Origin of the sequence: Microbacterium sp. H37-C3 (assembly GCF_027157935.1) — a bacterium.
Classification (GTDB): Bacteria; Actinomycetota; Actinomycetes; order Actinomycetales; family Microbacteriaceae; genus Microbacterium; species Microbacterium plantarum.
In genome coordinates this window covers 1-26,013 of record NZ_JAPVLR010000001.1, presented here as the reverse complement: position 1 = coordinate 26,013, position 26,013 = coordinate 1, and the positions used below count along the sequence as shown (strand labels likewise).

At 70.0% G+C, this 26,013-nt stretch carries 21 protein-coding genes and 1 rRNA gene; 11 read left to right on the top strand and 11 right to left on the bottom strand.

Going from position 1 to position 26,013, the window contains the following annotated elements; translation table 11 throughout:
• Nucleotides 1-22 precede the first annotated feature (22 nt).
• Genes O1W71_RS00110 through O1W71_RS00085 form a run of 6 tightly spaced genes read left to right on the top strand, consistent with a single transcriptional unit; the run spans nt 23 to nt 9,369 of the window.
• The gene (locus O1W71_RS00110; protein ID WP_269266045.1) at nt 23-1,330 is read left to right on the top strand and encodes an FHA domain-containing protein; all 1,308 of its coding nucleotides are present in this window, start codon (nt 23-25) and stop codon (nt 1,328-1,330) included.
• Nucleotides 1,330-2,184 carry a PP2C family protein-serine/threonine phosphatase gene (locus O1W71_RS00105; RefSeq protein ID WP_269266044.1) on the top strand — a complete coding sequence of 285 codons (855 nt, stop codon included), beginning with the start codon at nt 1,330-1,332 and terminating at the stop codon, nt 2,182-2,184. The genes O1W71_RS00110 and O1W71_RS00105 overlap by 1 nt, the downstream gene beginning before the upstream one ends.
• Complete coding sequence (locus O1W71_RS00100) at nt 2,177-3,643, top strand: serine/threonine protein kinase (protein ID WP_269266043.1); 1,467 nt, start codon at nt 2,177-2,179, stop codon at nt 3,641-3,643. Before O1W71_RS00105 ends, O1W71_RS00100 begins: the two co-directional genes overlap by 8 nt.
• A complete protein-coding gene (locus tag O1W71_RS00095; protein ID WP_269266042.1) occupies nt 3,640-4,422 on the top strand; it encodes a hypothetical protein in 783 nt (260 codons plus the stop codon). Before O1W71_RS00100 ends, O1W71_RS00095 begins: the two co-directional genes overlap by 4 nt.
• 31 nt (nt 4,423-4,453) lie before the next feature.
• Nucleotides 4,454-8,407: an ATP-dependent RNA helicase HrpA gene (hrpA, locus tag O1W71_RS00090; RefSeq protein ID WP_269266041.1), complete on the top strand. Its 3,954-nt coding sequence runs from the start codon at nt 4,454-4,456 to the stop codon at nt 8,405-8,407.
• A gap of 20 nt (nt 8,408-8,427) precedes the next feature.
• Complete coding sequence (locus O1W71_RS00085; RefSeq protein WP_269266040.1) at nt 8,428-9,369, top strand: quinone oxidoreductase family protein; 942 nt, start codon at nt 8,428-8,430, stop codon at nt 9,367-9,369.
• A 94-nt stretch (nt 9,370-9,463) separates the two neighbouring features.
• Here O1W71_RS00085 and mmsB read toward each other — a convergent pair whose 3' ends face one another.
• From mmsB to O1W71_RS00060, 5 genes are all read right to left on the bottom strand, one after another.
• Nucleotides 9,464-10,693, bottom strand: a complete 1,230-nt coding sequence (gene mmsB / locus O1W71_RS00080) for a multiple monosaccharide ABC transporter permease (protein ID WP_269266039.1) — start codon at nt 10,691-10,693, stop codon at nt 9,464-9,466.
• 23 nt (nt 10,694-10,716) lie between these two features.
• Nucleotides 10,717-12,246 (bottom strand): multiple monosaccharide ABC transporter ATP-binding protein, encoded by a 1,530-nt coding sequence (mmsA, locus tag O1W71_RS00075; protein WP_112617952.1) that lies wholly within the window; start codon nt 12,244-12,246, stop codon nt 10,717-10,719.
• Nucleotides 12,247-12,343: 97 nt separating this feature from the next.
• Nucleotides 12,344-13,471 (bottom strand): multiple monosaccharide ABC transporter substrate-binding protein, encoded by a 1,128-nt coding sequence (gene chvE, locus O1W71_RS00070; RefSeq protein ID WP_181574275.1) that lies wholly within the window; start codon nt 13,469-13,471, stop codon nt 12,344-12,346.
• 63 nt (nt 13,472-13,534) lie between these two features.
• Nucleotides 13,535-14,251 (bottom strand): L-ribulose-5-phosphate 4-epimerase, encoded by a 717-nt coding sequence (locus O1W71_RS00065; protein ID WP_404568559.1) that lies wholly within the window; start codon nt 14,249-14,251, stop codon nt 13,535-13,537.
• A gap of 157 nt (nt 14,252-14,408) precedes the next feature.
• Complete coding sequence (locus tag O1W71_RS00060; RefSeq protein WP_269266038.1) at nt 14,409-15,416, bottom strand: LacI family DNA-binding transcriptional regulator; 1,008 nt, start codon at nt 15,414-15,416, stop codon at nt 14,409-14,411.
• Nucleotides 15,417-15,603: 187 nt separating this feature from the next.
• Between O1W71_RS00060 and O1W71_RS00055 the strand changes: the two genes are divergently transcribed.
• Nucleotides 15,604-16,116: a hypothetical protein gene (locus O1W71_RS00055; protein ID WP_269266037.1), complete on the top strand. Its 513-nt coding sequence runs from the start codon at nt 15,604-15,606 to the stop codon at nt 16,114-16,116.
• Here the strand turns inward: O1W71_RS00055 and O1W71_RS00050 are convergent.
• Nucleotides 16,109-17,440: a M20/M25/M40 family metallo-hydrolase gene (locus O1W71_RS00050; protein ID WP_269266036.1), complete on the bottom strand. Its 1,332-nt coding sequence runs from the start codon at nt 17,438-17,440 to the stop codon at nt 16,109-16,111. The genes O1W71_RS00055 and O1W71_RS00050 overlap by 8 nt on opposite strands.
• Nucleotides 17,441-17,491: 51 nt before the next feature.
• On the opposite strand from O1W71_RS00050, the gene O1W71_RS00045 reads away from it, so the two are divergent.
• Nucleotides 17,492-18,505, top strand: a complete 1,014-nt coding sequence (locus tag O1W71_RS00045) for a Gfo/Idh/MocA family protein (RefSeq protein WP_112617948.1) — start codon at nt 17,492-17,494, stop codon at nt 18,503-18,505.
• Between the two features lie 6 nt (nt 18,506-18,511).
• Here the strand turns inward: O1W71_RS00045 and O1W71_RS00040 are convergent, their stop codons facing one another.
• On the bottom strand, nt 18,512-20,041 hold the full coding sequence (locus O1W71_RS00040; RefSeq protein WP_269266035.1) for a CitMHS family transporter: 1,530 nt from the start codon (nt 20,039-20,041) through the stop codon (nt 18,512-18,514).
• A gap of 152 nt (nt 20,042-20,193) precedes the next feature.
• On the opposite strand from O1W71_RS00040, the gene O1W71_RS00035 reads away from it, so the two are divergent.
• Both O1W71_RS00035 and O1W71_RS00030 read left to right on the top strand, forming a co-directional pair.
• Nucleotides 20,194-21,867 carry a sensor histidine kinase gene (locus O1W71_RS00035; RefSeq protein WP_269266034.1) on the top strand — a complete coding sequence of 558 codons (1,674 nt, stop codon included), beginning with the start codon at nt 20,194-20,196 and terminating at the stop codon, nt 21,865-21,867.
• Complete coding sequence (locus O1W71_RS00030) at nt 21,864-22,517, top strand: response regulator (RefSeq protein ID WP_269266033.1); 654 nt, start codon at nt 21,864-21,866, stop codon at nt 22,515-22,517. The genes O1W71_RS00035 and O1W71_RS00030 overlap by 4 nt, the downstream gene beginning before the upstream one ends.
• Here O1W71_RS00030 and O1W71_RS00025 read toward each other — a convergent pair.
• Nucleotides 22,496-22,891, bottom strand: a complete 396-nt coding sequence (locus O1W71_RS00025) for a DoxX family protein (RefSeq protein WP_269266032.1) — start codon at nt 22,889-22,891, stop codon at nt 22,496-22,498. The genes O1W71_RS00030 and O1W71_RS00025 overlap by 22 nt on opposite strands.
• Before the next feature lie 67 nt (nt 22,892-22,958).
• On the opposite strand from O1W71_RS00025, the gene O1W71_RS00020 reads away from it, so the two are divergent.
• Nucleotides 22,959-24,086 (top strand): class I SAM-dependent methyltransferase, encoded by a 1,128-nt coding sequence (locus O1W71_RS00020; RefSeq protein ID WP_269266031.1) that lies wholly within the window; start codon nt 22,959-22,961, stop codon nt 24,084-24,086.
• Between the two features lie 5 nt (nt 24,087-24,091).
• Here O1W71_RS00020 and O1W71_RS00015 read toward each other — a convergent pair whose 3' ends face one another.
• From O1W71_RS00015 to rrf, 3 genes are all read right to left on the bottom strand, one after another.
• Nucleotides 24,092-25,114, bottom strand: a complete 1,023-nt coding sequence (locus O1W71_RS00015) for a 1-aminocyclopropane-1-carboxylate deaminase (RefSeq protein ID WP_269266030.1) — start codon at nt 25,112-25,114, stop codon at nt 24,092-24,094.
• Between the two features lie 25 nt (nt 25,115-25,139).
• Nucleotides 25,140-25,796, bottom strand: a complete 657-nt coding sequence (locus O1W71_RS00010; protein ID WP_269266029.1) for a GntR family transcriptional regulator — start codon at nt 25,794-25,796, stop codon at nt 25,140-25,142.
• A gap of 99 nt (nt 25,797-25,895) precedes the next feature.
• Nucleotides 25,896-26,012 (bottom strand): 5S ribosomal RNA (gene rrf / locus O1W71_RS00005).
• Nucleotide 26,013 lies beyond the last annotated feature (1 nt).

The following is a 26,013-nucleotide window of genomic DNA, read 5'->3' as shown; positions in this document are numbered from 1 at the left end:
GCGCTCGAGGGCAGGAGAACAGGTGAAGGCACACGGCTTCACGATCGACGCTGCGACGACGGTCATGGCGCTCGGCGGTGGGAACGGCGGGCCCTCGGGCGCGTTCGCGGCGCTCGGAATCGTCCAGGTGGTGCTCGGCATCGGCATCTATGTGTGGACCGCGCTCGCGCTGACGGCGGTGTTCCGCAAGACCGGTGTCGATCCCTGGCGGGCGTGGGTCCCGGTGCTCAACTTCTGGGAGCTCTACGTCCTCGCCGGCATGCGCGGCTGGTGGGCGGCGGTGCTGGCAGGCGGTGCCGTGCTGGTCACGATCATCTCGGGGGTCGTCGCCGGGCTTTTCGCTGGGATCGCCCTGAACGCCGGCTTCGGCGGCGACGCCGGAAGCGCCGCCGGCGCACTCGCTGCCGCGGCGGTCGTGCCTGCTCTCATCTGGCTGGGCTTCCTCGCCTTCGCGCTCGTGATCCAGATCCGGATGCTGCGCTCCCTGTGCCGCGGGTTCGGCCTGGGCACGGGGTTCGTCGTGCTGGGCGCCCTGCTCTTCCCGGTATGGGCGAGCGTCGTCGGCTGGGGATCCGCCCGGTGGCTCGGCCGCGAGGCGCCCGCTGAGCCGGCGCCCTTCCGCAGTCCCCCGACGGATGCCGGTGTCCCCTCCGCCCCGGTCACGGCCGCTCTCGCGTCGCCCGCACCGGCCGCGCCACCGGCACCGCCGCTCTTCGCTCCCGCGAGCGCCGCGCCGTCGAACGCCGCGCCCGGCGCACCGACGCCCGCCCCCGCAGCCGAGCCGATCAGCGCGAGCCCCTGGGCTCCGCCGCCTCCGCCCGCCGGACCCGGCGTTGCGGATCCGGCCCCCCAGTCGTGGTCCGCTCCGACGGCTTCGCCTTCGCCGGCACCGCAGCCGGTTGCGCCACCGGTCGTGCAGGCCGCGCCGTTGGCCGCGCCGGTGGCCGCGCCGGTGGCCGCGCCCGTCGACGATGAGGCGGATGTCGATGAGCGCACCGTGCTCGCGGCCCGCCGCGGACCGCAGGCCACGCTTCGTCTGCCGAACGGGTCGTCCGTCGCGCTCTCCGCTGCGGCCGTCGTCCTCGGCCGGAACCCCGTCGCCCCCGACGCAGCGCCCGACGCGCAGATCATCGCGATCGACGATGTCACCCGCACGGTGTCGAAGACGCACGCGCTGTTGCAGCACACCGGTACGGTCTGGACGATCACCGACCTGGCGTCCACCAACGGCGTCTTCGTCGGTCCCGACGACGTCGAGGCTTCCGGGCCTACGCCGGTATCGGGCATCTTCCACTTGGGCGACGCCGAGCTCCAGCTCACCGAGGCCTGATGACCACCGCCACTCCTCCGATCGACGTCCATGTGACCAGCGGCAGCCGCACCGACACGGGGCGCCGCCGGTCGGTGAACGAGGACGCTCTGCTGGCCGAGTACCCCGTGTTCGTCGTGGCCGACGGCATGGGCGGACATGATGCCGGCGATCGCGCATCTGCCGCGGTCATCGAGGTGTTCCGGCCGCTCGTGGGCCGCGACGACCTGCGCCCCGAGGAGGTCGCCGACGCTGTCGAACGAGCCCATTCCGCGGTGTCCGTCGTCGCCGCCGGAACCTCCCGCGGTGCGGGCTCGACCCTGTCCGGCGTCGTCGCCGTGCAGCAGGGCGGGGTACGGCGCTGGCTCATCGTCAACGTCGGCGACTCGCGCGTCTACCGTCTGCTCGCCGAGCGCCTCGAGCAGTTGACGATCGACCATTCGGTCGCGCAGGAGCTCGTGGATGCCGGGCAGCTGACCCGTGATCAGATGTCGACGTACGAGGGCCGCAACGTCATCACCCGAGCGATCGGCGGCGAGCGCAGCCGCGCCGATTTCTGGCTCATCCCGATCGTCACCGGTGAGCGCATCGTCGTCTGCTCCGACGGGCTCACCGGAGAGCTCTCCGACGAGGCTCTTCGCGCGGGGCTCATGATGGGCGGCTCCCCCGCGCAGACCGCGGAGTCCCTCGTCACGCAGGCCTTGGCTCACGGCGGCCGCGACAACATCAGCACGATCGTCCTGGACGTCGTCGCCGGCGGCATCAGTCCTCGGCTCGAGGACACGACCGGCGGCTTCATGAACAGCGAGTCCGTCACCGCGACGGTCGAGGTCGCCACGGCGCGCTCTCGACGTCGCCGAGCGGACCATGGCTGAGTTGCGTCGTCGGTCCCGCCCGCCGGTCCCGGTCCCTGCGGCGATCGACGGCCGGAACCCCGACCGGGTGCTGTCGTCGAGCGACCGCGCGGACGTTCACCTGTATCGGGATGCCGCCGGCAGGAAGCCGGTAGCGGTCAAGGTCTTCCGCGATCCGCTCGGGGAGCGCGAGCGCACGGCGTTCGCCGCAGCCGCAGCGCGCTTGATCGCCCTGACGACGCATCCGAGCGCGGCGACGGTGCACTCCGCTGACACGACCGACGACGGCAGACCGTACCTCGTGATGGAGTACTGCTCGCGCGCCGCCCTCGCCGAGACCACCTCGCGGCGTCCGATGAGCGTGCCCGAGACCCTTCGGCTGCTCGTCCGCCTCTGCGGCGCTGTCGAGACCGCCCACAGGAGCGGAATCGCCCACGGCCGCATCCGTATCGAGAACGTTCTGACGACCGATTACGGCTGGCCCGCCATCGTCGGCTTCGACAGTGACGATCTGCTTCTTCGCGACGGGCATGACGTGTCACCTCGTGCCCGAGCCACCGATGTGCACGGCCTCGCCGTGGCGGCCACCGAGCTCTTGACGGGGCGCCCCGTCGCCGACACGGCATCGCCGCTCGAGGGAATCGACTCGGTTCCTGCTGAACTGGAGACGCTCGTCCTCGCGACCCTCGAGTCGACGGAGGCGGGGCGAGGTCCGTCTGCCGCCGAGTTCGGTCTCGAGCTGCAGCGCATCGAGTCGGACTGTCACCTCCCGGTCACGCACCTCGACGTCCGTGAGCCGGTCGAAGAGGATGCTGCGGCTACGGCGGACGCTCCGCCCGACGAGGACGAGCGGACCGTGCTGGCGAGTCGGCGCCGACCCGAAGGCGACGACGACGACGACGACCACACCGTGCTCGCCGACCGCACCGTGCTCGCCGAACGCCGCCGCGGCCCGGTCGACGACTATTCCGACGAGCGCACCGTGCTGGCCGCGCGGCGCACCGGCCCCGACGACGACCGCACCGCTCTGGCCGTCCGTCACGCCGCCGAGGCTGACGACCGCACCGTCCTGTCGGCCCGGAGCAGCGACCCCGACGACGATCACACGCGTCTGGTGTCGCGGTCCCTCCCCGGCGTGCAGGGATCCCGGCCGCCGCAGGACCTCCCCCTGGCTGGTCCCGACAGCGAGCCGACGGCCCTCGTGCGGCGAGCGCTGCGGGATGAGGTGGTGCGCGGCCGAGTCGACACCGAGCGTCTCGCGGTCGGGCCGGATGCCGACGGCGAGCGCTACCGGGCCCGCGCGCCGCGCGAGGTCCCCGAGGTCGCGCGCGTCCGCGTGGAGGCGCCCGTCCGCCAGCCCGCGGCGACCGCCGCGAAGCGCCGCGGGAACGGCACGGTCATCGCGGTCGTCGGGGCCGGGGTCATCCTCCTCGGCGCCGCCGCGACGGCCATCGTGATGATCATCGGAGGAGGAGCATGACAGCCATCGAGCACGACACCGACGAGCACGACCGCGAGGAGGTGGGCGCCGCCGCCGGCGAGAACGCCGAGAGCGTCGCGATCGAGTTCTGCGGCGAGTGGTTCCGTCCGGTCGCGGGGACCACCTACGCGATCGGCCGCGACGCCGACCTCGTCATCGACACGAACCCGTACCTGCACCGTCGGCTGCTCGCCATCGATGCCGAGCACGGCCTGTGGTGGCTGTCGAACATCGGACAGTCGATCTCCGTCAGTCTCGCCACTCCCGACGGCGCCTATCAGGCCGTACTCGGCCCGGGAGCGCGGGTTCCCCTCGTGTTCCCCGCTCTCGTGGTCATGTTCACGGCCGGCGCGTACACCTACGAGCTGACGGTCCACACCGACGGGTCTCGATTCACCGTCCGTGACAGCTTCCCCCGCACGACGGACGACCACGTCGGCACGACGACCGTGGGCGCCGTCGCGCTGACCTCCAGCCAGCGTCTGCTGCTGCTGGCATTGTGCGAGCCGATCCTCCGGGGAGGCATGGTCGGCTCGAGCCAGGTGCCGACGTCGGCTGCGGCGGCGGAGCGTCTCGGCTGGCCGCTGACGACGTTCAACCGCAAGCTCGACAACGTCTGCGACAAGCTCGACCGTGAGGGCGTGCGCGGCCTCCGCGGCGGCGTGGGCAAGCTGGCCACCAATCGGCGGGCGCGACTCGTCGAGCACGCGGTGCTCTCACGCCTCGTGACCGCCGCAGATCTGCCACTGCTCGACGAGATCCGCAGCGAACAGGCCTGAACCGCGCCGGAGCGCCGTACGATGGAGGGCTGTGTCCTCGCCCGCCCCTGTGATCTCCTTCCCGCCTGAGCTGCCCGTCAGCGGGGCACGGGAAGAGATCGCGCGCGCCATCCGAGACCACCAGGTCGTGATCGTCGCGGGTGCCACCGGGTCGGGCAAGACCACTCAGCTGCCGAAGATCTGTCTCGAGCTCGGACGCACGAGCATCGCCCACACTCAGCCGCGTCGGATCGCCGCGCGGACGGTGGCCGAGCGCATCGCCGCCGAGATGGAGGTGCCCCTCGGCGGCGCCGTCGGCTACAAGGTGCGGTTCACCGACCAGGTCTCCGCCGACACGCAGGTGGCGCTGGTCACCGACGGCATCCTGCTCAACGAGATCCACCGCGACCGAATGCTGCGCCGCTACGACACGATCATCATCGACGAAGCGCACGAGCGTTCGCTCAACATCGACTTCCTCCTCGGCTACCTGCGCCGCATCCTCCCCCGCCGCCCCGACCTGAAGGTCATCGTCACCTCTGCGACGATCGATCCGGAGAGCTTCGCCGCGCATTTCGCCGACGCCCAAGGCGCCCCCGCGCCGATCATCGAGGTCTCGGGTCGCACCTACCCCGTCGAGGTGCGGTACCGGCCGCACGACGACAACGGCGAGGACGAGAGGACCGCAGACGATGTCGACGGGCTCATCGCGGCCCTGCGGGAACTCGACCGCGAGGCCGACGGCGATGTGCTGGTCTTCCTCCCCGGCGAGGCGGAGATCCGCGACGCGATGGACGCCGTGCGCTCCGCATACGCGAAAGACGCACGCCCCACCGAGGTGCTCCCCCTGTACGGGCGACTCTCCGCCGCGGAACAGCACCGCGTCTTCGAGCCCTCGCGGGTCGCCGGAGTCCGGCGCCGGGTCATCCTCGCGACCAACGTCGCCGAGACGAGCCTCACCGTCCCCGGCATCCGCTACGTCGTGGACGCCGGAACGGCGCGCATCTCGCGCTACAGCAACCGGTCGAAGATCCAGCGGCTGCCGATCGAGGCCGTGTCGCAGGCCTCCGCGCAGCAGCGCGCCGGGCGTGCCGGCCGAACCTCGGCGGGTATCGCGATCCGCCTCTATGCCGAGGACGATTTCATCTCGCGACCCGAGTTCACCGAGCCGGAGATCCTGCGGACATCGCTCGCGTCGGTGGTGCTGCAGATGCTCGCGCTCGGGTTCGGCGACATCGCCGACTTCCCGTTCCTGACGCCGCCGGACTCCCGCGGTGTGAAGGCGGCCTTCGATCTGCTCGTGGAGCTGCGGGCGGTGCGCCGCGACGAGAAGGGCGCCTGGCGCCTGACGGACACCGGCCGCGAGATCTCGCGTCTTCCGATCGATCCGCGTTTCGCGCGCATGCTCGTCGAGGCACGCACCCTCGGCGTGACGCGCGACGTCCTCGCGATCGTGGCGGGCATGTCGATCCAGGACGTGCGGGAGCGCCCCGAAGAGCGGCGCGAGGAAGCCGACCGGCTGCATGCCCGGTTCACCGATCCGACGAGCGACTTCCTGACGCTGCTCAATCTGTGGAACCACCTGCAGGACCAGCAGCGCGAGCTCGGTTCCAGCGCGTTCCGCCGCACCTGCCGCGCCGAACACCTGAACTACGTCCGCGTGCGGGAATGGTTCGATGTCCACCGCCAGCTGAGCGCGCTCGCCCGCGGAGACCGCGACCGCGGGAAGCGCGGACGCGACGAGCCCATCGCGACGACGGGCGCCGCGCAGCCCGACCATGTGCACCGTGCGATCCTGGCCGGTCTCCTCTCGCAGATCGGCATCCTCGACACCCGGAGCACCTCGGCCACGCGGACCGCGGCCGGTCGAAGCGGCGGCGGCAAGCCCCAGCGCTCCCGTGCCGAGTACCGCGGCGCCCGCGGCGCGAAGTTCGCGATCTTCCCCGGCTCGGGTCTGCGCAAGGCGTCACCGGACGCCGTGATGGCCGCTGAGCTCGTCGAGACCTCGCGCCTGTACGCCCGTACGGTGGCGGCGATCGACCCCGCCTGGGCCGAAGAACTCGCCGGAGATCTGGCGCACCGCTCGATGAGCGATCCGCATTGGTCGAAGGATGCCGGAGCCGCCGTCGCCGCCGAGAAGGTCACCCTCTTCGGGGTCGAGATCGTGCCGCGCCGGCGAGTGCAGCTGGCCGGGCGCGACCGTGAGCTCGCCCGCGAGCTGTTCCTCCGGCACGCGCTCGTCGAGGGCGACTGGAACTCCGCGCACCTCGACAAGCGCCTGACGGCGTTCGAGCGCCGCAACCTCGAGCTGCGGCGACGCCTGGAGAAGATCGAGGAACGCGAACGGCGTCGCGATATCCTCGTGGGCGACGAAGCGGTGTTCGCGTTCTACGACGCCCGCATCCCGCGCGACGTGTTCGATGTCCGATCCTTCGAAGCGTGGTGGCGCGACGCCGCCGCCCGCACGCCGCGTCTGCTCGACATGACCGAGAGCGACCTCGCCGGGGACGCCGCGGGCAGCGACGAGCGCGCCTTCCCTGCCCGCTGGCGCCAGGGCGATCAGGTGCTGTCGCTCGCGTACCGATTCGAACCCGGCGCGCCCGACGACGGCGTCAGCGTGGTCGTCCCCCTCGCGCTGCTCGCCTCGCTCCGCCCGGACGGGTTCGACTGGCAGGTGCCGGGGCTGCGCGACGAGGTGATCGCGGGCCTCCTGCGCGCTCTCCCCAAGGCGATCCGCCGGCACGTCGTGCCCGCCGCGGACTGGGCTTCCCGGTTCGCCGAGGAACTCGCCGGCGATGGACCCGAGTCGCGGAACGGCCTGCCCGCCCTGACGCTGCGCGACGCGCTCGCTGCGCGCATCCAGCGGGTCGCGAATCAGCCGGTCACGTCATCGGACTTCGACCTCGAACGCGTGCCGGCGCACCTGTCGATGTCTTTCCGCGCCGTCGACGAGCGCGGGCGCCCGCTCGGCTCGTCGCGCGACCTCGCCGAGCTGCAGCAGCGACTCGCGAACCGCAGCCGGGCCTCCGTCGCCCGCTCCCTCGCGAAGGCCGCCCCGCGTCCCGGCGCCCAGCCCGCCGCGGCGTCACCGGCCGCGCCGACGGGTGCCGGACGGGAAGGCGACCAGCGGACCGGGATCGTCGAGCAGACCGGCCTGACCGACTGGACCTTCGGCGATCTTCCCGGGCTCGTCGACACCAGGGTCGCCGGCGGCGTCGTGCGGGGGTATCCCGCCCTCGTCGACGAGGGAGCATCCGTCGCCTTGCGCATCGAGGCGACCCCCGAGCGGGCCCATCGCCTGACCCGCGCGGGCGTCAGGCGACTCGTCCTGCTCTCCGTCCCCTCTCCGGCCACGTACGTCCTCGACCACCTCACTGCGCCCGAGAAGCTCGCGCTCGCGGCATCCCCGTACGCGTCGGCGAAGGCTCTCATCGAGGATGCGCGTGTCGCCGTCGCGGATGCTGTCATCGACCGCACCGCGGCATCCGTCCGCACGCCGGCGCAGTTCCAGGCGGTGCGCGCCGCGTTCTCGGCGGCCGTGGTCGAGGAGCTGTTCCAGACCGTCTCGCTGAGCGCGCGGATCCTCACCCTTCAGCGCGACGTCGAGCGGGCGATCCGCAAGGAGAACTCGATGGTCCTGCTCGCCGCTCTCGGCGACGTGAAGCAGCAACTGGCCGGCCTGGTGTTCCCCGGCTTCCTGTCGCGGACCGGCACGTCCCGGCTCGCGCACCTGCCGCGGTACCTCCAGGGCGCTCTCGAACGGGTGTCGTCCTTGAGCGACAACCCCGGACGCGACCGGCAGCGCCTCACCGAGTACGAGCGCGCCGCGACGCTGTTCACCGAAGCAGGCGGGACGATCCCACCAGCGGACGACGCTCCGCCGAACCTGCGACACGCGCGCTGGCTGCTGGAGGAGTACCGCGTCAGCCTCTTCGCACAGCGTCTCGGCACCGCCGAGCCCGTGTCGATCCAGCGGATCACCAAGACGCTGGCCGGCACGGGCTGATCAGTCGGTAGCGTGGCCCCATGGCTCACGCAGTGACGTATTCCGAGTTCGGCGGACCCGAGGTCCTCACCCTCAGCGAGATCGAGGTGCCCGCTCCGGGCCCCGGTCAGGTGGGTGTACGCGTGACAGCGGCCGGTGTGAACCCGATCGACCACAAGCTGCGGGCGGGCCTGCGGCCGTCGGCCACGATCTCGAAGCCGCGGCGCGTCGGTAATGACGGCGCCGGCGTTGTCACGGCGGTCGGCGCGGATGTCGACGGCTTCCGTGTCGGGGACGAGGTCGTGGTCTTCGGGGCGAGCGGCGTCTATGCGACCGACATCGTCGTCACGCCCGACAAGCTGACGCCGCTCCCCGCCGGGGTCTCCCCCGCGGTCGGCGCCGCTCTCGGCATCCCCGTGGCGACGGCGTATCAGTCGCTGCGCTCGCTCGACGTCGGACCCGCCGACACCCTGCTGCTGCACGGCGGCAGCGGCTCGGTCGGTCAGGCGGCGATCCAGTTCGCCCGACTGAGGGGAGCTGCTGTCATCGCCACGGCGAGCGAGGCCCGCTCGGACCGTGTCCGCGATCTTGGCGCGACACCCGTCGGGTACGGCGACGGCCTCGCCGACCGTGTCCGCGCGGCCGCCCCGCAGGGGGTGACCGTGGCCCTCGACTGCGCCGGCACCGGCGAAGCGCTCGACGTCTCGCTCGAGCTGGTCGGCGACCGCTCCCGCATCGCGACGATCGTGCGCGGAGCGGATGCCGCGGGGCTCGGCATCCGCGCGTTCTCCGGGGGAAGCCCCGAGCCGCTCACCGAGCAGCAGGTGGCCTGGCGGGCCGAGGCGATCCCGGTGGCCGCGGCGCTGCTCGCCGCCGGCGCCTTCCGCGTCGAGCTCGGACCCGAACTGCCCCTCGCCGAGGCCGCGGAGGCGCACCGTCTCGTCGCCGCACACACTCCGGGCAAGATCACGCTCCTGCCCTGACCGGCAGCTCCCCCGACCACAGCGAAGCGGCGCCCGCACCGGCGATCCTCGGAAGGATGCCGGCGCGGGCGCCGCTTCGCTCAGGCGCGGGTCGTCAGTTGCCCGAGCGCCGCTTGTTGTAGACGTCGAAGGCGACGGCCAGCAGCAGCACCAGACCCTTCACGGCCTGCTGCCACTCGATGCCGATGCCCATGATCGACATGCCGTTGTTCAGCACACCGATGATCAGACCACCGATGATCGCGCCGCCGATGGTGCCGACACCACCCTGCACCGCCGCACCGCCGATGAAGGCCGCGGAGATCGCCTCGAGCTCGAATCCGTCACCGGCCTTGGGCCCGGCGAGGTTCAGTCGGGCGGTGAAGATGAGACCAGCGAGAGCGGCGAGCACGCCCATGTTGACGAACAGCCAGAAGTCCGCGCGGCGCGTCTTGATGCCCGAGAGCTCGGCCGCGTGGCGGTTGCCGCCGATCGCGTAGATGTGACGGCCGAACACGGTGCGGTTCATGACGATGCCGTACACCAGCACCAGCACCGCGAGCACGATCAGGGTGACGGGGATGCCCTTGTACGAGGCGAGGGCCCACGTGAACCACCCGATGACGACCGCGATGAGCGCGAGCTTCGCGACGAACCAGACGAGCGGCTCGACGTCCTGCGAGTACTTCTGGCGTCCGGCGCGAGTCCGCCACTGCTGCACGATCAGCGCGACGATGCCGAGCGCACCGATGACGAGGGTGAAGAGGTCGGGATCGGATTCACCGAAGATGCCCGCCAGGAAGCCGTTGCCGAGCGCTCGATACTCCGTGGGGAACGAGCCGATGTTCGCGTTGCCCAGCACCACGAGCGCGAGCCCGCGGAAGATGAGCATGCCCGCCAATGTCACGATGAACGCGGGTATGCCCACGTAGGCCACCCAGAAGCCCTGCCAGGCTCCCACGAGCGCGCCGATCAGGAGGGACAGGACGATGGCGAGCCACCACGGCATCCCCATCTTGACCGCGAACACACCGGACACGGCGCCGATGAAGGCTGCGACCGAGCCGACGGAGAGGTCGATGTGGCCGGCGATGATGATCATCACCATGCCGATCGCCAGCACCAGGATGTAGCCGTTCTGCACCACCAGGTTCGACAGGTTCTGCGGGCGCAGCAGGATGCCGTTGGTGAGGATGGCGAACAGGGCGACCACCGCGATCAGCGCGATGAAGATGCCGTTCTTGCCGAGGTCGGCGAGGATGTGTCCGATCCAGCGTGTGAAGCGGTTCTCGGTCGGGTTGAGCCCGCCGCCGGCGGCGGTTTCAGGGGCGTTGTTCTGAGACATTCGAGGATCTCCTGCGGCCCCGCTCAGCGGGGCTTCTCCATGGTCATGAGTTTGAGGACCGACTCGGGAGTCGCGTCGGCGATGGGCAGCTCACCGGTGATGCGCCCCTCGGAGAGGGCGTACACACGGTCGGAGATGCCGAGCAGTTCGGGCAGCTCGGACGAGATCACGATGATCCCCTTCCCCGCTGCGGCGAGCTTGTTGATGATCGTGTAGATCTCGTACTTCGCCCCCACGTCGATGCCGCGCGTGGGCTCGTCGAGGATGAGCACCTCAGGGTCGGAGTAGATCCACTTCGACAGCACGACCTTCTGCTGGTTGCCGCCCGAGAGCTTCCCGGTCTTGGCAAGGACGGTCGGCGCCTTGATGTTCATGCTCTTGCGGTACTGGTTCGCGACGGAGAACTCCTCGTTGTCGTCGACCAGACCCGCCTTCTCGAGCTTCTTCAGCGACGCCATCGAGATGTTGCGCTTGATGTCCTCGATGAGGTTCAGCCCGTAGGTCTTGCGATCCTCGGTGGCGTACGCGAGCCCGTTGGCGATGGCCTCCGAGACGGTGCGCGTGCGGATCTCCTTGCCGCGCATGAACACCTTGCCCGAGATGCGGGTGCCGTAGCTGTGGCCGAACAGGCTCATCGCGAACTCGGTACGTCCGGCGCCCATGAGCCCGGCGATGCCGACGATCTCGCCCGCACGGACCGTCACCGAAACGTCGTCGACGACGACGCGGGTGGGGTCCTGCGGGTGGTGCGCGGTCCAGTTCTCGACCCGCAGCAGCTCGTCGCCGATCTGCGGCTCGTGATCGGGATAACGGTGCTCGAGGTCGCGCCCCACCATGTCCTTGATGATGCGGTCCTCGGTGACGTCGTTCTTCGAGATCGTCTCGATCGTCTTGCCGTCGCGGATGACCGTGACGGTGTCGGCGACCTTCTTGATCTCGTTCAGCTTGTGGCTGATGATGATCGACGTGATGCCCTGCTCGCGCAGGCTCAGGATCAGATCGAGCAGGTGGTCGGAGTCCTCGTCGTTGAGCGCGGCGGTCGGCTCGTCGAGGATCAGCAGCTTGACCTCTTTCGACAGGGCCTTGGCGATCTCGACGAGCTGCTGCTTGCCGACGCCGATCTGGTTGACCTTCGTCGTCGGGTTCTCCTTGAGCCCGACGCGACGCAGCAGCTCGGCCGCGGCGAAGTTGGTCTTGTTCCAGTCGATGAGGCCGCCGGCGCCCTTCCGCTCGTTGTTCAGGAAGATGTTCTCGGCGATCGACAGGTACGGGCTGAGCGCCAGCTCCTGGTGGATGATGACGATCCCGCGCGCCTCGCTGTCGCGCAGATTCTTGAACTCGACGGTGTCGCCCGCGTAGACGATCTCGCCGTCGTAGGTGCCGTGCGGGTAGACCCCGGACAGCACCTTCATGAGGGTCGACTTCCCCGCGCCGTTCTCACCGCAGATCGCATGGATCTCGCCGCGCTGGACGGCGAGATTGACATTCGAGAGGGCCTTGACGCCGGGGAAGGTCTTGGTGATCCCGCGCATCTCGAGGATGGTTTCGCTCACGTCTCCGACTTCCTTGTGGGGGTGGATGATTTCTCGGGTGCGGCGGCGGGAGCGGTTCGCTCCCGCCGCCGTTCCGAGGATGGGCGGATGCCGCGGCTCAGAGACCGAGCTCTTCGGCGGTCCAGTAACCGGTGTCGACGAGCGACGACTCCACGTTGTCCTTCACGACGGGAACCGGCGCCAGCAGGAAGGAGGGCACAACCTTGACGTCGTTGTCGTACGTCTCGGTGTCGTTGACCTCGGGCTCCTCGCCCTTCAGGGCGGCGGCGGCCATGTCGGCCGCGACCTTGGCGAGCTCGCGGGTGTCCTTGAAGATCGTGGCGTACTGCTCTCCGGCGAGGATCGCCTTGACCGAGTCGACCTCGGCGTCCTGGCCCGAGATGATCGGCCACTCGGCGCCGGTGGAGTATCCCGCACCCTCGAGCGCGGAGATGATGCCTCGCGAGATGCCGTCGTAGGGCGAGAGGACGGCGTCGACCTGCGTGCCGTCGGAGTAGTTGGCCGTCAGGATGTCCTCCATGCGGCTCTGGGCAGTCTCGCCGTCCCAGCGCAGCGTTGCGGCCTGCTCGATGTCGGTCTGACCCGACTTGACCACGAGGGTGCCGTCGTCGATCAGCGGCTCGAGGACCTCCATTGCGCCGTCCCAGAAGAAGAACGCGTTGTTATCGTCGAGCGAGCCGGCGAACAGCTCGATGTTGAAGGGGCCGGCCGGCGCGCCGTCGAGCGGCTTGCCCTCGAGGTCGGTCAGCCCGAGGCCGTTCAGGACCGTCCAGGCCTGCTGACGGCCGACGAGCGCGTTGTCGAACGTCGCGTAGTAGTCGACGTTCTCGGTGCCCTTGATCAGTCGGTCGTAGGCGATGACGGGGATCTCGGCGTCGGCGGCGTTCTGCAACGCCTCGGTCAGCGTCGTGCCGTCGATCGAGGCCACGATGAGCGCCTCGGCACCCTTGGTGATCATGTTCTCGATCTGCGAGACCTGGGTCGGGATGTCGTCCTCGGCGTACTGGAGGTCGACCTGGTATCCCTGGTCCTCCAGGGCCTTCTTGACGGCGTTGCCGTCCTGGATCCAGCGCTCCGAGCTCTTGGTGGGCATCGCGACGCCGATGAGGCCGCCGTCTCCGCCGCCCTCACCGCCGCCGGCGCCGCCGCCGGTGCTGGAGCATGCCGAGAGCGCCAGGGCGCCGACGGCGAGCGTCGCTGCTGCGTACAGGAACTTCTTGTTCACTGTGTGTCCTTTCCAGTGACTTCACTGTCTTGCGGGAAATGGTGACCGCGCCCCGGTGCGGGGCTACCGGCGGTCGTCGGTGGTCTGTCCGTAAACGTTCTGATACCGGTCGTACAGCGCATCGATCGCGTCCTGCGGAATCGGGAGCAACTCCCCCGCCTGCCGGGCGATATGGACCGTGCGAGCCACGTCCTCCACCATCACCGCAGCCTTGACCGCATCCTTCGCGCTCGACCCGATCGTGAACGGCCCATGGTTCTGCATCAGCACCGCCCGGGAACGATGCCCCCGAAGCGTGTCCACGATCCCCCGGCCGATCGAGTCATCACCGATGATCGCGAACGGACCCACCGGGATCGGCCCCCCGAACTCATCAGCCATCGCCGTGATCACACACGGGATCTCCTCACCCCGCGCCGCCCACGCCACCGCATACGTCGAATGCGTGTGCACCACACCACCCACCTCGGGCATGTTCCGATACACATACGCATGCGCCGCCGTATCACTGGAGGGCGACCGGTCACTGCCCGGCGTCCCCGGCACCACATTGCCGTCCAGATCGCACACGATCATGTTCTCCGGAGCCAACTCGTCATACGACACCCCCGACGGCTTGATCACGAACAGATCAGCCCCCGGAACCCGCCCCGACACGTTGCCACCGGTCCACACGACCAGCCCGTAACGCACCAGCTCCGCGTGCAACGACGCCACCTCGGCCCGAACCCGCGCCACCGCGACTTCGACCTTCACGCCGTCGACGTACTCGCTGCTGATCGCTGCGTTGCGTGCCACTCGAGTGCTCCTTCGCCCGGCCACCATCGGCGGGCCTCGATCGTGTGACGATCGATGTGACCGTTCACATTGCGACACTATAGCCACGGTCCGAACGGGGGTGTCAACTCCCGGCGTGTCTCGGATCGATAACGACGACTCAGCGGCGCGGGCCGGTGGACGAGCGAACGACCAGCGCGGGCACGAGCACCGCCGGGTCCACCTCGCCTGAGCCCTGGCCGAGCAGCAGATCCACGCAACGGCGCCCCAGCTCGGCGAAGTCCTGACGCACGGTCGACAGCGGCGGCCAGAAGTGCGCGGCCTCGGGGATGTCGTCGAACCCGATGATGCTGATGTCGCGCGGGCAGTCCAGCCCCTCATCGCGGATGGCGTGCAGGAGCCCGAGCGCCATCTGATCGTTCGACGAGAAGATCGCGGTGAAGTCACGGACCCGGAGCAGCTCGCGCCCGGCGTAGTAGCCGAATTCGGCCGTCCAGTCCCCCAGCACCGGCGCCGTCGTCGGGATGTCGGAATCGCTCATCTCCTCGAGAAATCCGCGCATCCGCGCCTCAGCCTCGATCCAGTCCTGGGGGCCGGCGATGTGGTAGATCGACCGGTGGCCGAGCTCGATGAGGTGCCGTGTGGCCAGTCGGGCGCCGGCGATCTGGTCGACCGACAGGGCGTGGCCGGGATCCACCTCGGTGGACTGTAGGGTGACGTACGGGATGCCGATCGGCTGGGCGGCCAGGGCACGGAACACGCGCACCTGCGGCGCGATCACGACGAGTCCCTCGACCGCCTGGGCCACCAGGTGCGCGAGCCCGGCCTGGATCGAGCTCGGATCCCGGGCGTCGACGTTGGCGGTGGACACCCAGTAACCGCGTTCGCGCGCGGCCGCCTCGATCGCCGCGATCGAGGACGCGGGACCGTACTGGGTCGCCGACGACGTCAGCACTCCGATCGTGTGCGACCTGCTCGTGACGAGCGCGCGGGCCGCCCGATTGGGGCTGTAGTCGAGTTCCGCCATGACCGCGAGCACGCGATCCTTCGTCTCCGCGCGGATGCTCGGATGATTGTTGAGCACGCGCGAGACCGTCTGATGCGATACACCGGCCAGACGCGCGACATCGCGAATGCTCGGGCGACGGCCCGTAGCGTCTTCGCTCATGGTTCCTCCGGCCCGATGCGCACGTTCACATCGGCTCGTGCCCATTATGCACCGCGGGTTTCGAAAACACGTGGTCCGCTCTATGTGACAGTCACACGGAGCGCTCCGCGGCCATGTGACGACCGCGGTTCGCGTCACACCCGAGGCGAGAAGCCCTCCCGCCCCGACACCGCCGTATGCTGACCGCATGTCCGACCTGGCGCGCTTCCTGCCTTTGAGTCACCGGTCGGCGGATGACGCCGCGGCGGCCCCCTCCGACCGTCGTGGGCAGATCGCGACGGTGGTCGTCCTCGCAGCCTCCGCGCTCGACGGTGCTCCATTCGATCGCCGCCGCGCCTTCGTCGACGAAGCAGGCCTGTCGGGCGACGACGACGGCGCTTCCCTCGCCGAACTCGCCGGCCGTATCGCGCGGGGGCGACGGCGCAGCGTCCGAGAACTCACGGCGGTCGCGCGCGCCTACCTCCGTTTGCCGAGCGACCGGCGTCCGCTCCCGTTCGATATCGCGGGCGCGGTCGCGCTCGCGGCCTCGACGAGCGCCCCGTTCGCACGACGGGCCGCCATCGCAGGCCACACCGTGCGCGCGACCGACGCCGGCTGGACCTTCGGTCGCGGACCCGAGATCTCGGCGAGCGCCGACGAGATCGTCGCGTTCCTCACCGGCGTCTCCGATTCGCCGCCCCGGCGTTCCCCCGTCAGCTGAGTCGCAGCAGGTCGCGGTAGAACTCGATCCCGCGAAGCCACACGTGCACACGGATCCGCTCGTCGTGCGCGTGAAGCGCTTCGCGCTCGGAGGCGGTCAGCCGGAACGGCGCGAATCGGTAGACGTTCTCGCAGATCGCGGTGAACCACCGACTGTCGCTCGCCCCGAGCTGCAGGTACGGCGTGGCGACGACGTCCTCGCCGAGAGCGGAACCGACCGCACGCGCGATCCGGCGCCATCCCTCGCCGCGCCAGGGTGACACGGGCGATGGGTCCGAGCCGTGGCGAACCTCGATCTCGATCCGGGGATCGGCGATCGCTCGCCGCGCGCGCTCGGTTGCCGCAGCAACCGAGTCGCCCGTGAGCAAGCGGATGTTGACGGCTGCGCGAGCAGCCGTGGCGAGCACGTTCTCGCCATCCGCCCCGTCGAGCTCCGTCACGACCGCGGTCGTCCGCACCAGTGCGTTGGTCTCGGCGCCGAAGCGAGGCAGCGCCCGCGCGAGCAGCGCTCCGGTGACGGACAGGTTGGTGAAGATGGAGCGGAACGGCTCGCGGGCGAATGGCGCCAGGGTGCGGAACATCGCCCGCACCGGCGGCACGAGCCGCACGGGCGCCGGGTGTCGACGCAACCGGTCGATCGCCCGCGCCAGTCGCGCGGTGGCCGGCAGCGGGGGCGGAGTGGACGCGTGCCCTCCCGCCTCGCGCGCCGTGAGCCCGAGCGTCATCACCCCGCGCTCGGCGACGCCGATCATCGCGGTCTCGGAGTCGACGCCGGGCACGGCACCCGCGACGACTGCCCCGCCCTCGTCGAGGACGAGCGCCGGCCGGACGCCACGGGAGCGCAGCACCTCCACGATCGCGGGAGCACCGAGACCGGCGACCTCCTCATCGTGCCCGAAGGCGAGATACACGTCGCGCGCCGGCCGCCATCCTTCCTCGACGAGAGCCTCGACGGCTTCGAGAATCGCCACCAGTGAGCCCTTATCATCGATCGCACCGCGCGCATGGATCGTCCTCTCCTCGCCCTCGCCGGCCAGGACGGCGTCGAATGGCGGATGCCTCCATTCGCCGGGAACGACCGGAACGACGTCGTAGTGCGCCATGAGTACGAGCGACGCGTCCGAGGCATGGCCCCGCCACCGGTAGAGCATCGCGTGCTCCCCCACCGTCTCGTACTCGAGCTCGTCGTGCAGGCGCGGGTAGAGCCGACGCACCGCTTCGCGGAAGCGCACGAGCTGAGCCCCATCGGACGAGGCCGGCTCCGCGTGCGAGACGGTGGGGATCCGCAACAGCTCGCGGAAGCGATCGACGGCAGCGGTGTCCACCCTGCGAGCCTACGCCGCGCGGGTCGGTCAGCCGCTGGCTAGGCTCGCGTTATGACGAATCAGACGACGTCCGGCAGCTCCGACACCGGCCTGCGATGGGGCATTCTGGCGACCGGCGGAATCGCCCACGCGTTCACCCGCGATCTGCGAACAGCGGGCCGCGAGGTCGTGGCCGTCGGCTCACGCACACAGGACTCGGCGACGCGCTTCGCCGAGGAATACGGCATCCCCCACGCTCACGGCTCGTACGAGCAGCTCGCGGCCGACCCCGACGTCGACATCATCTACATCGCCACCCCGCATCCGGGTCATCGCGACGCCGCCGCGCTCGCGATCCAGCACGGCAAGCACGTGCTGGTGGAGAAGCCGTTCACCCTCAACCGTGACGAGGCCGTGGCGCTGCGCGATCTGGCAGCCGACGCGGGCGTCCTCGTCATGGAGGCGATGTGGACTCGCTACCTCCCGCACATGGTCCGCCTGCGCGAGATCGTCGCCGCCGGAACCCTGGGCGAGGTCCGGACGGTGTTCGCCGATCACACGCAGCGGATCTCCGACGATCCCACGCACCGTCTCAACGATCTCTCGCTGGGTGGCGGCGCGCTGCTCGACCTCGGCATCTACCCCGTGTCGTTCGTCTGCGACCTCCTCGGGCTCCCGACGCAGGTGAGGGCGCTCGCGCGGCTGATGGAGACGGGTGCCGACGCCGAGGTCGCGACGGTCATGACCCACCCCTCGGGTGCGGTCTCGACGACCGTGTCGTCTTCCCGCGGGGCCGGGCCGAACACCGCTCACATCGTCGGGACCGAAGCGCGGGTCGAGATCTCGGGCGTCTGGTACGCGGCTACCGACTTCCGCGTCGTATCGCACGACGGCACGATCCTCGAGGAGTACCGCTCGGAGATCGAGGGGCGCGGCATGCAGTTCCAGGCCCTCGAGGCGGAGGCCCTCGTCGCCGCCGGACGGACCGACGGCGACGTTCTGCCGATCGCAGAGACCGTCGCGATCATGGGCGTGCTCGACGATATCCGCGATCAGATCGGCGTGCGCTACCCGCAGGAAGGGTGATCCCGCTCAGGCGGCAAACGGCACCACGCCCACGAGCACCGCGACGGCGAGCATGACGAGCGACACGATCGACGCACGCCACAGCACCTTCTTGTGGTGGTCGCCCAGATTCACGTTCGCCAGCGACACGAGGAGCAGGATGGCGGGCACGAGCGGGCTCTGCAGGTGGACAGGCTGCCCCGTGATCGACGCACGCGCCATCTCGACCGGCTCGATGCCATAGGTCGCGGCGCTCTCGGCGAGGATCGGGAGGATGCCGAAGTAGAACGCGTCGTTCGACATGAAGAACGTGAACGGGATCGACAGGACGCCCGTGATCACTGCGAGGTGCGGTCCGAGCTGCGACGGGATCACTTCGGTGACCCACGAGGCCATCGCGGCCACCATCCCCGTACCGTTCAAGACGCCCACGAGCACGCCCGCCGCGAGCACCATCGAGACCACGCCGACGATGGAGGGAGCGTGGGCGATGATCTCGTCCGCCTGCTGCTTGAGCTTCGGGAAGTTGATGACGAGGGCGAGCGCCGCGCCCACCATGAACACGTACGCGAGCGGGAACAGGTCGAGGACGAGCAGGACCATGACCACGAGCGTGAGCGCGAGGTTGACCCACACCAGGCGCGGACGCAGTGTCGCCCGATTCGGGTCGAGCATCGTGTCGGCCATAGCGGTGTCGCGCTCCTCGACCCACTGCGCCGCCGGAACGGGCTTCCGGCCGCGCACGGTCACGACGTTCCCGGTGCGCAGCGTTGCCAGCGCGCCCGGTCGCGGGTCGGCACCGCGGAAAAGCTTGGGCCCACCGAGCACACCGTCTCCCCCGCCGAGACGGGACGTGTCGATGCTGCCGGCGAGCCGTCGACGCTCCGAAAGTCCCAGGAACCAGGCGAAGGTCAGCGAGACGACGATGCCTGCCGCGAGCGAGGGCAGCATCGGCACGAACACGTCGGTCGGCTGCAGACCGAGCGCCGACGCCGCACGCACGGTCGGCCCGCCCCACGGGACGATGTTCATCGTGCCGTTCATCAGGCCCGCGACGCAGGTGAGCACGACGGGACTCATGCCCAGGCGGAGGTATATGGGCAGCATCGCCGAGGTCGTGATGATGAACGTGGTCGAGCCGTCGCCGTCCAGCGAGACCACCGCCGCGAGCACAGCGGTCCCGAGCACGACCTTGGCGGGATCGTCCTTGAGCACGCGGGTGATCACCCGGATGAGGGGGTCGAAGAGCCCCACGTCGATCATGATGCCGAAGTACATGATCGCGAACATCAGCAGAGCCGCGGTCGGCGCCATGCTCGTGATGGCGTCGATGATCATGTCGCCGAGCCCCAGGCCGGCGCCGGCGAAGAGGCCGAATGCCGTCGGCACGATGATGAGCGCGACCATCGGGGTGAGCCGGCGCGTCATGATGAGCGCCATGAAGGTCAGCACCATCGTGAACCCGAGCGCGACGAGAACGCCCTCGGGCGGGATGAAGGCGAGGTCGTACCCCTCTTCGGCCGCGGCGGCGGCCACGAGGTTCACAGGATTTGTCATGTCGACTCCTTCGTCGGCGGGCGCACGGACCCACGGTGCGATCGGTCGAATCTAGGTCGCTTCGCCGTCGACCCGCGCGCTTGGGCTCATTCCGGCGACTTGAGCGCGTAGCGTGTGTTCTGCGCATTCTGCGCGCGAGCAAGGGGGGTCGGATGCGCTTCACGACGCGGCTCTTCCTCGTGCAGCTCGGCGTCGTCGCGACCGTGCTGCTCGTGTGCACGGCGGCGTTCGCGGTGATCGCGGTGACGCAGGTGCGAAACGCCGCGGAAGAGAGCGCACTCAACATCGCGCGCTCGGTCGCAGCGACCCCGGAGGTGCGCACCGCCGTCGCCCGGTGGTCCGACGACCCCGGTACCCCGGATGCTGCCGACCTCGTCGGCGGATCGTTGCAGAGCACGGCTCTCTCGATCGCCGAGCGCACGGACGCGCTCTTCGTCGTGATCACCGACGACCACGGCATCCGGCTCGCCCACCCCGATCCGCGTCGTCTCGGCGAGACCGTGTCGACCCCGTTCGACCGCGTTCTCGGCGGCGAGGAAATTGTCGACTGGGAGGTCGGAACCCTCGGGCGCTCCGCACGCGCCAAGGTGCCCGTCCTCCCGCCCGACGGCGGCGAGCCGGTGGGTGAGGTGAGTGTGGGTTTCGAAGAGGGCAACGTGCTCGACGACCTGCCGTCCGTGCTTCTCGCGATCGGGATCGCCGCGCTTCTCGCACTCGGCATCGGCATCGCCGCGGGCTCGGTTCTGCGACGCCGCTGGGAGAAGACGACGCTCGGGCTGCAGCCCGAGGAGCTGACCGCGCTGGTGCAGCAGCAGAGCGCGGTCCTCGACGGCATCGGAGACGGCGTGCTCGCCCTCGACGAGAGCGGTGTCGTGCGGGTCGCGTCGACGACTGCCGAACAGCTGCTCGGTCTCGAGCGCTCCGTGGGGCAGCCGCTCTCCGCTCTGCCCCTGCCCGCGCCTGTCGTCTCCGCGATCATGGAAGGGCTTCCGCTGCACCGTGTCGTCGTAGGCCACCGCGTGCTGGCCGTTGACGTGCATCCGGTGCGGCGCGGTGACCGCGAGCTCGGGGACGTGGTGATCGTTCGGGATCACACGGATGTCGCCGAGCTCGGCGAACAGCTCTCGTCGGTTCAGACCGTGACCGGGGCGCTGCGGGTGCAGCGGCACGAGTTCTCGAACCGCCTGCATGTCGCCGCAGGCCTGATCGACGCCGAGCGGGTCGGCGACGCCCGAGCGTTCCTCGACGAACTCCTCGAGCGCGGCAGCGTTCCGATCGCCGTCGCCGGCATCGAGCGGGTGGACGACCTGTTCCTCCAGGCGCTCCTCGCGGCGAAAGCGACCGAAGCAGCCGCGAACGGAGTGAGCATCGCCGTCGGCGACGACACCCTCGTCCTCGGAGAGCTCGCGCGTGTCGAGGATGCCGCAGCCGTCATCGGGAATCTCATCGACAACGCCGTCGCCGCCGCGGCGCGCGAAGCCGAACCCCGCTGGGTAGAGGTCACCTTCTTCGGCGACGGCGACGCGCTCGTGACGACCGTCGCCGACTCGGGGTCCGGTGTGGCGGACGGCCGCGATGTCTTCGCGCCGTCTGCGGAACCGGGCGACGACCGCGTCCGCGGGCGCGGGATCGGACTGCCGCTCTCGCGAGAGCTGGCGCGCCGTCTCGGCGGCGACGTGTGGCTGATCGATCCGGGCGGCCGCGGCTCCGCGGCATCCGGAGCGGTTTTCGCGGCCCGGCTGCCGGGCGTGCTGCGCACCGCGGCGCCCGACACGACCGCGACTACCGAGCCGACCGCACCCCGCCCCGAGGAGGACGATTCATGACCACGACAGCCCCGCTCCGGGTCCTCGTCGTCGACGACGACTTCCGCGTCGCGGATCTCCACCGCGACGCCGTCGACGCGGTTCCCGGGTTCCGCGCGCTCGAGCCGGCCCGGTCGATCGGCACGGCTCGCTCCGCGATCGCCGAGCACCGCCCCGACCTCGTTCTCATCGACAACTACCTGCCCGACGGCGAGGGCGTCGAGCTCGTGCGCTCGATCGACACCGATGCCATCGTGCTGTCGGCGGCCTCCGATGCCGAGACGGTGCGCCGCGCCCTGCGTGCGGGGGCCATCGGCTACCTGATCAAGCCGTTCGATTCCCGCGCTCTCCGCGAGCGCCTGGAGCGGTACGCCCGCTACCGGAACGTCCTCGACACCGCCGACGTGGAGCAGGACGACATCGATCGCGCCCTGTCGATCGTCCATGGCGGTCCCGCCACCACGACGCGCTCGGCGACCGAGCAGATGATCCTCACGACCCTCGGGGCGCGGGAGGCATCGGCGGGCGAGATCGCGACCGAATGCGGTATCTCACGGGCGACGGCTCAGCGCCACCTCGCGGCGATGGCCGCGCGCGGGGTCGTCGACGTGCGGTTGCGTTACGGATCGACGGGCCGCCCGGAGCACCGTTACGCGGCGTCGCGCGGTTGACGCGTCGACCACCAGGCCCACGCGACGAGAACGGGCTGGAAGAAGAGCCGGACGAATCGACGCCGATCGGTGTCGAGCCCGAAGGCGCTGCGTCCCTTTCGCCACTGATCGACGTTGCCGGGGAAGACGGCGATGAAGAACGCGGCGAGCAGCGCGCCGATGCGCGAGCGCTCGCGCGGCAAGGCGAGCAGCGCCACCCCGAACAGTGCCTCCACCGCTCCGGAGGCGACGACGACGCCATCACGATCGATCGGGAGCTTCTCGACGACCGCGTCAGGCACCTGGGCCTGGAAGTCAGGGCGCGCCCAGAACAGGTGGCTCAGGCCGGCGAAGATCATGGCGCCGGCGAGCAGCCAGCGGAGCGCGGTTCTCATGCGTTCAGTCTGCGCGCTCCACGGCCGCCCGGCGAACCCTTGCTTTCTCCGCACTAGGCTTACCCGGGTGTCCGGCGCGCTCGATCTTTCCCTTCTCCGCCGCTGGCCCGACGTCGAAGCGCCCGGTCTCGTCGCCGCCGATGCCGCCGATCTCCTGATCCTGGATGAATCGGAATCTGCCCGCGCCGAAACGGGCCCCGACGAGGTCACCGTCATCGGAGACAGCTACGGCGCGCTCACCCTGGGCGCTGCGGCCGCCGGGGCCGAGGGCATCCGAGTCCACCAGGACCCCCTCAGCGGCGAGGCCGCTCTCGCCGCGAACGCGAAGCGTCTCGTCCCCCAGGCGACATTCACCTCTCTCCCGCTCGATGCCGCGCTCGTCGCGGGCGCGCGAGTCGTGCTGCTTCGGCTGCCACGCTCGCTCGATGCTCTCGCCGACATCGCCGCCACCATCGCGGCGGCGGCCTCCCCCGACGTCGTCGTCTACGCCGGAGGGCGAATCAAGCACATGACGGTCGCGATGAACGACGTTCTCCGCGGCTCCTTCGAGCGCCTCGACGTCACGCATGCGCGTGGGAAGTCCCGGGTGCTCGTCGCCCGCGGTCCACTCCCGCAGACGACGCTTCCCGAGGCGCGATCTGGACGCAGCGACGGGATCGAGATCCGTGCGTACGGCGGCGCGTTCGCGGGTCCGCGCCTCGACATCGGGACACGACTCCTCCTCGCGAACCTGCCCGAGACCGCGCCGGGCGGAACGGCAGACGACCCGTGGATCGACTTCGCCTGCGGCACGGGAGTCGTCGCGGCCGCGTGGGCCACCCGTCACCCCGACGTCCGCGTGTATGCCTCGGATCAATCGGCCGCAGCCGTGGCGTCCGCGGCGGCCACGATGCGGGCCAACGGTGTGTCCGAGCGCGTCGAGGTGGTACGCGATGACCTGCTCGCCCGGCGCCCGGATGCGAGCGCGTCGCTGATCGCGCTGAACCCGCCGTTCCATTCCGGTGCCGCGGTGAGCGACCGCATCGCCCCGCGCTTGTTCCGCGATGCGGCGCGTGTGCTGCGGCCGCGCGGCGAACTGTGGTGCGTCTGGAACTCCGCGCTGCAGTACCGAGCGGAGCTCGAGCGCGTTGTCGGCCCCACCCGGCAGGTGGCCCGAGACCCGAAGTTCACGGTCACGGTGTCCACGCGCCGCTGACCGTCTCAGTGGTAGCGGCCGCTGTAGGCGTTGATCGCCTGCTGCCCGCCGAGGTGCGCATAGAGCACGTTCGAGTCAGCGGGGATGTCGCGGGATGACACGAGGTCGATCAGTCCCGCCATGGACTTTCCCTCGTAGACCGGGTCGAGGATGACTCCTTCCAGGCGCCCCGTGAGGTAGATCGCCTCATCCGTCGAGTCCACGGGTATGCCGTAGCGCTCCCCCGCCCAACCCTCGAGAACCTGGATCTCATCCTCGCGCAGCTCACGGCCGACACCGATCAGCTCCGCCGTGCGACGCGCGATCCGGCCCACCTGGTCACGGGTCTTGTCGATCGTGGCCGAGGCGTCGATGCCGAGGACCCGCCGGCGACGGTCACCGAAGTTCTCCGCGAGGTCGGCGAACCCGGCCACCATTCCGGCGTGGGTCGACCCCGTCACGGTGCAGACGACGATCGTGTCGAAGAACACACCGAGCTGCTCTTCCTGCTGGCGCACCTCGTGCGCCCAATTGGCGAACCCGAGTCCGCCGAGGCGGTGATCGCTCGCGCCCGCGGGAATCGCATAGGGCTTGCCGCCGGCGGCCTCCACGTCGGCGATCGCTTCCTTCCACGAGTCTCGGAATCCGATGTCGAAGCCCGCGGGCGACAGCCGGACATCCGCTCCCATGAGCCGCGAGAGCAGGATGTTGCCGACCCGGTCGTTGACAGCGTCCGGCCAGTCGACCCAGTTCTCCTGAACGACGACGGCCTTCAGCCCCACGTGCGCCGCGACCGCCGCCACCTGGCGAGTGTGGTTCGACTGGATCCCGCCGATGGAGACGAGCGTGTCGGCGCCCTGAGCGAGAGCATCCGGAATGATGTACTCGAGCTTGCGAGTCTTGTTGCCGCCGTATGCGAGGCCGCTCGACACGTCTTCTCGCTTCGCCCAGACACGGGCACCCCCGAGATGGGCTGAGAGGCGATCCAGCGGGTGCACGGGGCTGGGTCCGAAGGTGAGCGGGTGACGCGGGAAGTCTGCGAGGGACATCGGTTCTCCTGGAGTCGGGTGGGGCTCAGGCGGGATCGGGATGGGTCAACAAGCGTTCGAGCGTCAGCCAGTTCTCGCGCGTCGCTGCAGCGGCCGCCTCGCCCTCGCCGGTGGCGCAGAGCTCGATGATGCGGGCATGGGCCGCCACCGAGTCGCGGCCGGCGAGGCTCGAGAACCGAGCACGCTCCAGGCGTCGCAGAAGGGGTGTCACCTGCTCGAGCAGAGTGCCGAGAAGAGGGTTGGCACTCGCCGAAACCGCGACGCGATGGAAGTCGTCGTCGGCCGCGAGCGCTGCGTCGATGTCATCCGCGCGCAGTGCGTCCGCGAACCGGTCGTTCGCAGCACGCATCGCATCGAGGTCCGACGCCGTGAGCTGGCGCACTCCCTCGCGCACCGCCAACTCGTGCAGTGATGCCGCGATACGCTGCGCCGAGAGAGCCTCGCGCTCATCGAGCGGTGCCACCTCCGTGGCCTTCGCCCGCCGCGTCCGGACGAGCCCCGCGGCCTCCAGCCGTGCAATCGCCTCACGGATCGGCGTACGGCTGACCCCGAGCCATTCCTCGAGCTCGCTATCGCGGAGACGAGCGCCCGGCTCGAGCCTGCCACTGACGATCGCATCGCGAAGCGCCGTGTACGCATGGTCGCGCAGAGACGCTGGACGAGAGACGGGAACGAGCGGCATGCAATATATTGCACACTACCTGGCTCCCTACGTCAAGCGAACGGCCCCGGGGGCACGAAAAAGGGCCACCCAGCATTGGGTGGCCCTCTTACGAAAGAAGTCCGGCGGTGTCCTACTCTCCCACAGGGTCCCCCCTGCAGTACCATCGGCGCTGTGAGGCTTAGCTTCCGGGTTCGGAATGTAACCGGGCGTTTCCCTCACGCTATGGCCGCCGAAA

What these genes read in the sequence shown, in the direction of transcription:
- O1W71_RS00035 (WP_269266034.1), top strand. Translation starts at nt 20,194, where the DNA reads ATGCGCTTCACGACGCGGCTCTTCCTCGTGCAGCTCGGCGTCGTCGCG.
- O1W71_RS00060 (WP_269266038.1), bottom strand. Translation starts at nt 15,416, where the DNA reads ATGAGCGAAGACGCTACGGGCCGTCGCCCGAGCATTCGCGATGTCGCG.
- O1W71_RS00030 (WP_269266033.1), top strand. Translation starts at nt 21,864, where the DNA reads ATGACCACGACAGCCCCGCTCCGGGTCCTCGTCGTCGACGACGACTTC.
- O1W71_RS00015 (WP_269266030.1), bottom strand. Translation starts at nt 25,114, where the DNA reads ATGTCCCTCGCAGACTTCCCGCGTCACCCGCTCACCTTCGGACCCAGC.
- O1W71_RS00045 (WP_112617948.1), top strand. Translation starts at nt 17,492, where the DNA reads ATGACGAATCAGACGACGTCCGGCAGCTCCGACACCGGCCTGCGATGG.
- O1W71_RS00085 (WP_269266040.1), top strand. Translation starts at nt 8,428, where the DNA reads ATGGCTCACGCAGTGACGTATTCCGAGTTCGGCGGACCCGAGGTCCTC.
- O1W71_RS00025 (WP_269266032.1), bottom strand. Translation starts at nt 22,891, where the DNA reads ATGAGAACCGCGCTCCGCTGGCTGCTCGCCGGCGCCATGATCTTCGCC.
- O1W71_RS00095 (WP_269266042.1), top strand. Translation starts at nt 3,640, where the DNA reads ATGACAGCCATCGAGCACGACACCGACGAGCACGACCGCGAGGAGGTG.
- O1W71_RS00040 (WP_269266035.1), bottom strand. Translation starts at nt 20,041, where the DNA reads ATGACAAATCCTGTGAACCTCGTGGCCGCCGCCGCGGCCGAAGAGGGG.
- O1W71_RS00010 (WP_269266029.1), bottom strand. Translation starts at nt 25,796, where the DNA reads ATGCCGCTCGTTCCCGTCTCTCGTCCAGCGTCTCTGCGCGACCATGCG.
- O1W71_RS00105 (WP_269266044.1), top strand. Translation starts at nt 1,330, where the DNA reads ATGACCACCGCCACTCCTCCGATCGACGTCCATGTGACCAGCGGCAGC.
- O1W71_RS00055 (WP_269266037.1), top strand. Translation starts at nt 15,604, where the DNA reads ATGTCCGACCTGGCGCGCTTCCTGCCTTTGAGTCACCGGTCGGCGGAT.
- mmsB (WP_269266039.1), bottom strand. Translation starts at nt 10,693, where the DNA reads ATGTCTCAGAACAACGCCCCTGAAACCGCCGCCGGCGGCGGGCTCAAC.
- O1W71_RS00100 (WP_269266043.1), top strand. Translation starts at nt 2,177, where the DNA reads ATGGCTGAGTTGCGTCGTCGGTCCCGCCCGCCGGTCCCGGTCCCTGCG.